This window comes from Streptomyces odontomachi (assembly GCF_024435355.1).
GTDB lineage: Bacteria > Actinomycetota > Actinomycetes > Streptomycetales > Streptomycetaceae > Streptomyces > Streptomyces odontomachi.
In genome coordinates, this window is sequence record NZ_JAMJWG010000079.1 from 1 (window position 1) to 1,405 (window position 1,405).

1 protein-coding gene is annotated in these 1,405 nt (G+C 60.6%); it reads left to right on the top strand.

The window, feature by feature from the left end; translation table 11 throughout:
- Window positions 1–2: 2 nt before the first annotated feature.
- Window positions 3–1,405: acyl-CoA carboxylase subunit beta (locus NQO67_RS43445; RefSeq protein ID WP_255956188.1), on the top strand; the 1,403-nt coding region annotated here is incomplete at its 3' end.

Below are 1,405 nucleotides of genomic sequence, written 5' to 3' on the forward strand. Positions count from 1 at the left end.
AACTGCACGCGATTCGCGCTGAGGCCCTGCGGGGTCCGAGTGAGAGGGCGACTGAGGCGCAGCATGCCAAGGGGAAGCTGACGGCGCGTGAGCGGATCGGGCTGTTGTTGGATGAGGGCTCGTTTCGTGAGGTCGAGCAGTTGCGGCGGCATCGTGCGTCGGGGTTCGGTCTGGAGGCGAAGCGGCCGTATACCGATGGTGTGGTGACGGGGTGGGGCACGGTGGAGGGCCGGACGGTCTTCGTGTATGCCCACGATTTTCGGATCTTTGGTGGTGCGTTGGGTGAGGCGCATGCGACGAAGATTCATAAGATCATGGATATGGCGATTGCGGCGGGTGCGCCGTTGGTGTCGTTGAATGATGGTGCGGGTGCGCGTATCCAGGAGGGTGTCAGCGCGCTGGCTGGTTATGGTGGGATTTTCCAGCGGAACACGCGGGCGTCTGGGGTGATTCCGCAGATCAGTGTGATGTTGGGGCCGTGTGCGGGTGGTGCGGCTTATAGTCCGGCGTTGACGGATTTTGTGTTTATGGTGCGGCAGACGTCGCAGATGTTCATCACCGGTCCGGATGTGGTGAAGGCCGTGACGGGTGAGGAGATCACTCAGGATGGTCTGGGTGGTGCGGATGTGCATGCCGAGACTTCGGGTGTGGCGCATTTTGCGTATGACGATGAGGAGACGTGCCTGGCTGAGGTGCGTTATTTGTTGTCGTTGTTGCCGCAGAACAATCGTGAGCAGCCGCCGGCGGTGGAGTGCACGGATCCGGTGGATCGTGGTGGTGATGTGCTGCTGGATCTGGTGCCGGTCGATGGGAATCGCCCGTATGACATGGCGCGGGTGATCGAGGAGCTCGTGGATGATGGCGAGTTCCTTGAGGTGCATGAGCGGTGGGCGCGGAACATTTTGTGTGTGTTGGCGCGGTTGGATGGTCAGGTGGTCGGCATCGTGGCGAATCAGCCGCAGGTGTTGGCGGGTGTGTTGGATATTGAGGCGTCGGAGAAGGCTGCTCGTTTTGTGCAGATGTGTGACGCTTTCAATATTCCGATCGTGACGTTGTTGGATGTGCCGGGGTTCTTGCCGGGCGTTGATCAGGAGCATGGCGGGATTATTCGGCATGGTGCGAAGTTGTTGTATGCGTACTGCAATGCGACGGTGCCGCGTGTTTCGTTGATTCTGCGGAAGGCGTATGGCGGGGCTTATATCGTGATGGATTCGCAGTCCATCGGTGCGGATGTGACGTATGCCTGGCCGGTGAACGAGATTGCGGTGATGGGTGCGGAGGGTGCCGCGAATGTGATCTTCCGTCGGCAGATCGCGGGGGCCACGGATCCCGAGGCGATGCGGGCGCGGATGGTCAAGGAGTACAAGGCGGAGTTGATGCATCCGTACTACGCGGCCGAACGCGG